Source organism: Anabaena sp. UHCC 0253, assembly GCF_009712085.1.
Classification (GTDB): domain Bacteria; phylum Cyanobacteriota; class Cyanobacteriia; order Cyanobacteriales; family Nostocaceae; genus Dolichospermum.
The window spans coordinates 1-6,791 of record NZ_VILD01000014.1 but is presented as its reverse complement, the minus strand read 5'-3'; the positions used below and the strand labels follow the sequence as shown (position 1 = coordinate 6,791).

At 35.9% G+C, this 6,791-nt stretch carries 8 protein-coding genes; 1 reads left to right on the top strand and 7 read right to left on the bottom strand.

What is annotated here, in order from left to right:
- From FJR38_RS25825 to FJR38_RS25795, 7 genes are all read right to left on the bottom strand, one after another.
- Positions 1–737 (bottom strand): serine protease (locus FJR38_RS25825; RefSeq protein WP_168540322.1); only part of this gene is annotated, 737 nt, incomplete at its 3' end.
- Between the two features lie 253 nt (positions 738–990).
- A complete protein-coding gene (locus FJR38_RS25820; protein WP_168540320.1) occupies positions 991–1,560 on the bottom strand; it encodes a tetratricopeptide repeat protein in 570 nt (189 codons plus the stop codon).
- A gap of 45 nt (positions 1,561–1,605) precedes the next feature.
- Positions 1,606–2,190 carry a COP23 domain-containing protein gene (locus FJR38_RS25815; protein ID WP_168540318.1) on the bottom strand — a complete coding sequence of 195 codons (585 nt, stop codon included), beginning with the start codon at positions 2,188–2,190 and terminating at the stop codon, positions 1,606–1,608.
- 157 nt (positions 2,191–2,347) lie between these two features.
- On the bottom strand, positions 2,348–2,920 hold the full coding sequence (locus FJR38_RS25810; RefSeq protein WP_168540316.1) for a COP23 domain-containing protein: 573 nt from the start codon (positions 2,918–2,920) through the stop codon (positions 2,348–2,350).
- Positions 2,921–3,085: 165 nt separating this feature from the next.
- Positions 3,086–4,276, bottom strand: coding sequence for a S1C family serine protease (locus tag FJR38_RS25805; protein ID WP_168540314.1), 1,191 nt, complete (start codon positions 4,274–4,276; stop codon positions 3,086–3,088).
- Between the two features lie 41 nt (positions 4,277–4,317).
- On the bottom strand, positions 4,318–4,899 hold the full coding sequence (locus tag FJR38_RS25800) for a COP23 domain-containing protein (protein WP_168540312.1): 582 nt from the start codon (positions 4,897–4,899) through the stop codon (positions 4,318–4,320).
- Positions 4,900–5,138: 239 nt separating this feature from the next.
- Positions 5,139–6,479: a serine/threonine-protein kinase gene (locus FJR38_RS25795; RefSeq protein ID WP_168540310.1), complete on the bottom strand. Its 1,341-nt coding sequence runs from the start codon at positions 6,477–6,479 to the stop codon at positions 5,139–5,141.
- Positions 6,480–6,609: 130 nt separating this feature from the next.
- Between FJR38_RS25795 and FJR38_RS25790 the strand changes: the two genes are divergently transcribed.
- Positions 6,610–6,791 (top strand): DUF4277 domain-containing protein (locus tag FJR38_RS25790; RefSeq protein WP_168540308.1); only part of this gene is annotated, 182 nt, incomplete at its 3' end.

The following is a 6,791-nucleotide window of genomic DNA, read 5'->3' as shown; positions in this document are numbered from 1 at the left end:
TTTGAACCATCTGGATAAACGTAACCTGTGTTTAACATTGGATATTTACTGATACCGTTTATTCCTATTATTTCTCCACGGGAGTTAATGATTGCTCCTCCGCTCATTCCTTGGTCAATATCGCTGCTATAACCAATTTGATAGCCTTCTTTTAGTGGTTTGAAGGGAATTTTTTCTACTGTTCCTGTACTAGATACTATTTTTCCTTTTGCTGATGAATATCCTGCTGCTGTGATTTCTGTTTCTGGGTAGGGAATGGTATTAGTAATTTGTTGGATGCAGTATTTTTGATTGGTTTGAAATTGCAGTAGTGCTAGGTCAGATTTTTCAAAGTTGGGGTCAGGAAATAATAGTGCTGGGTCAGGTTTTTCAAAGTTGAGGTTAGGAACTATTTTTGCTTGATGGGTTTTACCATCTACTGTTGTTAGTTTAATGTTGCTAGTTCCTCTAATTACATGGTAGTTTGTTACTACTAAATAACTGTTCCCTTTTCGAGCTAGGATTGTTCCTGAACCACTATTGTTATCTCCTCTAACTCTGACTGTAATTCTTTTGGCGATGGTTTGTTGTTGTTTTTTTGAATATGTTCCATCTTCTCCATTTTCTGCTGTGATTTGACAACTGGATTTATCTATTGCTGCTAGGGTATGAGCATTAAATAAAGTTGTAATACTCAAGGTGAAAGCTGCTAACAATACCAAGGAAAGAAAGCTAGTTTTTTTGTTATTTTTTTTCATGTTTGGAAGTTTGTAAATTACAGAAAAAGGACACATTATGGATATCTAATAGTTGTCCAGAAGTGAACAACCATTAGAGATAGAACTTACAAAATTTAATGAAATGGAGGGTTTTGAGATTGCTTCCTTTCGTCGCAATGACACTATTTGAAGTAGATTTTGCGTAAGTTATGAGAGATAAAGAACGGATATTACTGCAACTTTGATAATAAGTTTTTCATCTTTGCAGTTTTGAGTATCAGTAATTATTTGATTACTCCAAAGATTGTTTTATCAAGTTGTATTTGTCATCTAAATCTAATATATTAGTGAATGCTTTATAAGCATTAGTATCTCCTCGCATCTTGTATAACTGCGCTGCTTGTTGCCAGTCTTCAATTGCTTTTTGTTTGTTACCTACTGATATATAGTAACCACCACGAGCGAAGTAAGCTTCAGCAAAATCAGGTTTAATTCTAATAGCTGTGTTGAAATCAGCTAGTGCTAACTCCAACTTTTTCTGTTTAGAGTAAATACGTTCGTCATTGTAAATATTTCCACGAAACAAGTAAGCTTCAGCATAATCAGGTTTAATTTTAATAGCTGTGTTGAAATCAGCTAGTGCTAACTCCCACTTTTTATCTTGAAGGTAAAGAACTCCCCGTTTCAAGTAATATTCAGCACTATCAGGATTAATGGCGATAGCTGTATTCAAATCAGTCCGTGCTAATTCTCCATTTACTGCTGCTAGGGAAGCAGAATTAAATGAAGTTCCAATACTCAAGGTAGAAACTAATAAAAATGCTAAGGAGAAAATGCGTGCTGTTTTATTTTTGATATTCATGATCGGTGATTTGTAAATTATGGAAAATGTACGTATTTAGGATTTTTAATTCTTGTTGTTCAACTGATTTTCTTCTTCAATAGTGGGAGCATTAACCAACAATTTGGGAATAGATACATACCTTTGTTGACCTGAACTTTGATATAAAGGGAAATCTCCACCACCACCTTCTAAAAGGTTTGTTAAACGATAAATTACTAGCTCACCATCCCGTTGATTTTTTAATTGAAATAATTGATGATCTTTGCTACATTTATCTCCTTCTGTATCCACAGCACAAATAACTGGATAGCCTTTAACCTTCCCATTAGTCAAATAATTCAACTGACCATTATCATAAAACTTTTGAAACTTTGGTGATACAGCTTCACATCTTTGTTGAGGTGTCCAACCTAACCAAGCTTCAGATTTCCAGACAATAATGCGAATATGACCACGTTTTTCAGGTATCCAAGCTACCGTGCTAGGTAAATTTTCTTGACTAGCTTTATCAAATGTTTTTCTACAAAAAAATTGTACCCTTTCAGAAGAATTACTTTGGCTAAAACTGGGAGTTATGCCAAGTATTAAAGTGATTGCTATTGCTATAAAGCACAATACACTAAAAGATAAAAACTTGATTTTTTTCATTGCTAAAACCTATATGTTTGATGTAGGGGTAGCGCCCTCGTGCCTACTCTGATTTTTGGGGCAACCACAGGGGGTTTGCCCCTACGTAATTCATTTGTTGAGTTACATGAAACTCCTCTAGAAGAGTTCCAGATAACGTATATTTTTCACCAGATGTCTATTTACTGCGAATCAAGGGAGATTTGTTTAAAAAGTTCTGCACAGATATATACAACTGCTCACCTGCACTTTGTAGAAGTATATCTCCACTTTTACTTTCTGTAATATCCATTAATCTTTGTATTACATCCTCAGATTTACTCCCAGTCTTCAACGTAAATAGTTGATTATCAGCATTGCAAGTCTCTCCTTGATTAGCAAGACCACAGATAATAGGATAACCTTTACTTTTCCCAGGAGTCAGATAATTTAAACGACCTTGTTCATAAAACTCTTGAAATTTTTGCGTGACTTTTTGACAGCGTTCTAATTGAGTCCAGCCACTTTTACTAAAGTATTCCGATTTCCAACCAATAAGACGTACATGACCTTCTCTTTCTGGAATCCAAGCAACAGTAGCAGGAATTTGTTCACCACTTGCTGGATCAAATATTGACTGACAAAGAAATGTGACTTTATTAGATTGTGATTCAGCAGCACTCAATTGGCTAAAATTGGCAGGTAGACTAATAGTTGCTAAAGATGTTACAGCAGCTAGTCCTAGACCGATGATAAATGATTGTTGTTTCATAATATGGTTATTGAGATTGATAAGTTAAAAAATCAGTAGTTGAACGTAATGGATCACACTATTTGATAAATTGCTAGATTATCAAATAGTGCTTTTTTCTGTAACCGTTAAAAAACTGACTCTTATTCATTGAAAAATCCTTTTTTAGCAAAATTTACCCACTATTTAAGGTTTAGCTGTTACCCGTAAACTGTAATTTCCAGTTTCTCCTATTTGTTGAGAACTGGCGAATATTGCGTAAACTCCATCTTCTGGTAATATTGTATTTATTTGAGCATTAAAATCACCCGCTCCTCTGTCATCGTTTTCGGTTATTTTGCTATAAATTTGACCTTCAGAAGTTTCGATCACTTGACATAAAATTAAAAATGAATTAATCTTCTGACTGGTCATTTCAATTACTACTCGTTGACCCGCTCGACCTCGAAATTGATATAAATTCACAAAGCTGCCATTTTTAATTTCGCCATTTTCTCTGGTGGGATCGCCTTCAGCTAAACTGCCATTAATTATCTGACCGTTAAGTGAGATATTGGCAATAGCAGGTTTTGTGGATTTCTCAAATAGGGTAGAGATAGAAGAAATATCTTTTTTTCTGGCAGCAGTAATAAAAGATTGCACTTGAGCCACAGGAATAGCAAAATTCATCCCACTATTCAATTTTGCTGGTCCTACAATTCCTGATGTATTCACCCCAATTACTTGACCTTTGCTATTAAGCAGTGGACCCCCAGAATTACCACCTTGTATTACTGCATCATGTTGAATTTTTCCAGTCCTCGAATCAATCCGAGTAATGTTCCCTTGGGTAAAAGTGTCTTTGAAGTCTGCATATAGAGGAGTACCAAGAGTGAAAATGCGATCGCCTACTTTCGCAGATCCAGCCGCAGCTAAAGCAAGTGTCCGCAAGTCTTTCTGATTATGAATTTGCAGCACTGCTAAATCTAGTCCATTTTTACCAAAACCCAATACATCAGCCGCGACTTTCTTCCCATCAGGAAAAACAATAGTCACTACACTGGGAAAATCTTTTGGATTGTAATTCTCTACTTCTTCTTCATTTCTTGGTAGTGGTTTAATTACATGAGCATTGGTGATAATTAACCCATCTTGACCGACGACAGCAAAACCACTCCCATGACCGTTACCTGTTTGCACCGTCACCACAGCCGGACTTGATTTTTGATAAACTTGGTTGGCAATCTGTTCCTGAGATGTTTGTGCTAATACACGGTTAGAGTACAGTGCTTTTTGCCAACTATTGGGTAGCTGCTGCTCAAAACTATTCACCCCAATAAAAGTACATATAGTACATACGGTTAAACTTGCAAGAGGTAATAATTTGTTGTTCATCATCGTTTGATATACAGTTTGTATGCGGTTAATATTCACTGAGATTAGTCAACTGTTGCTGTCTCAATTAATTCTTTGATGTCTATATAAAGATTGCCTTGTTTATCTGTAGAGAAGTAACTTGGTAGTGCTGACTCTTGATAACTCAACGCAGACACAGCGAAAGAACTATCACCCCGACTTTGCCCCACCAAACTCTTCAGTGCTTCATCGGGATCAGTCCCTGGTTTGAGAGTGATCAACACCTGATTTTTTTGGCAAGATACTCCTTTTTTGGGCGTAACACAAATCACTGAGTAATCATTGACTATACCGCCTCTCATGTACTGTAAAAGATTCTGGTTATATAGACTCTGAAAGCGATTAGAAACAGTTTGACAGCGTTGTTTTGCTGTCCAACCACTGGCACTAGCCCAGTTCTCATAGCTAACAATCGCCCTATTTCCTTTGCTAGTACGGACTTTAGTAACATAGTTACCATCGTAAGTATCACAAAAAAACGACAACGCCTCTTGCGCCACACTTGGTTTTGCCATGCTGATACTGCAAGTTAAAGCGAAGCCTACAGAGGAAAGCATCAAAGCACATCCACTACCAGCTTTAGTCAATAGACCGTGTTTGATCATTGTTTCATCTCCTCCAGTCAATACGTCAACTACTTGTATGCTTCTGTTTGGTTTTCTTCCACGACTTGTAGTTTTTACGCAGATGACTAAGATTGTTACGAAACTTTATATTTCAGGACTGACGCAAGTGTCACACTAAACATCTATTTTATGGTGCGTCAGACATCAAATATCTGTTTATTTGCAGGATTTATAAAGTCTGACGCACCCTACTGATATGCCAGTTGCGTAAATCCTGTCTAATTAAGCCAAGTAAACGAATCAATAATTGTTTGGGCAGACTGTTTTTGTAGAGCGTAATTACTCATATCTGCCTCATAAATCAGCGCATATTCACGATTATTTTTGACTGTTGCCACTCTCAGTCTGCGAATTGATCTACTGCGATCGCGTCCTTGATAAACTAATAAATAAGCTTCTCTTCCACCTAAATAAGCTTTTCTATTTTCCAGAATTTCTGAATTAGCCACCCATTTTTGAATATCTTTGATAGTTTCCTGTTTGACTTCAAGTAAAGAATGAGCAGGATCTACATCTCTCACTTCGATGATAATTTTTTCAAAAGACTTATTTGAGGAACCAAATGATACTAATTCCGCAACTGTCCGAGTAAAATCTTGGGATTGCTTGGGGGATAATACCCAATTTTGGGCATATTTGAGGCTAAAGCCATAGTGGGAATTTTTGTAACCTAAGCTATTTTCATTTACAAATATAGATGAAATATAGTTTTTATATAGATTATTATTAACTACAAAATAAATCAGTGATGGTATCAACAGAAAAATAGCTAAACAAACTCCCCAAGAGAATTTGTGACTTTGCTTATTTCGAGAAATATGCATCGTCTGCAAAGAAGACTTTTTTGGTAAAGATGGTTGAGTAATTCCACGAATATGATTATTTGTATTCGTTTGGGGAAGAGTATTAATTTCTAGTAACAAGTCTAACCACGCTTGAATAGTTTGTGGACGATTTGCTGAATTAAAAGCCATACCTTGAATAATAGCTGTATTTACTTGTTCACTAATCTCAGAATTAATTTGCTGGGGAGTTATTAAAGGATCTATCCGATACTCAACCAGATTGTAATATCGCCTTTGAGCATTTGCTGGACTTTCTCCAGTCACAGCAAAATAAAGAGTTGCAGCCAAGGAATAAACATCTGTATAAGCGGCTTGTTTTTCTGTAGGATAGTATTGTTCAATTGGGCTATACCCCTCAGAAATAAAAGTAGTATGTGTAGTTAAAACGCCTTGTTTATACTCACGGGCAATACCAAAATCTATGAGAACTGCTTGAGAGCAATCGCTTGTTATAATAATATTTTGGGGTTTAACGTCCCGATGTAAAAAACCTTGTTGGTGAACTGTATCCAAAGCTTCAGCAATTTGACGAATGTAGTATATGGCTTCGGCTTCTGTCATAATATTTTGTTCTACCCAATCTGCTAAATCTTTCCCAGGGATGTATTCCATGACGATACAGGGTAGTGCTTCTTCTTCAAATAATTCGATAATCTGTACAATGTGAGGATGATGGCTACATTTAGCGAGTCGGATAGCTTCGTTAAAACCCACATTCCGCAGATACTAAAGCAAATTTAGGAATTAAAAATTTTCATAAATAAAAGCCTGAAAAGATTGCCTAGCAAAGATTTCAGGCTTTTATTTGTTAAAATAATCAAATCAAATAGAGATGGGAAAAACCATGAAAGAGTCTCAAGTTGGCATGAAAATCCTAAATATAGACCATTTGGGAATAGTAGCAGGAATAATAGACGAAATGGAATTGGTAGAAGAAGTGAATAAAATAGTGGGAATAAAAATAAAAGAAACCCTAACACCAGGACAAGTAATAAAAGCAATGATTTTAAATGGATTAGGCTTTTT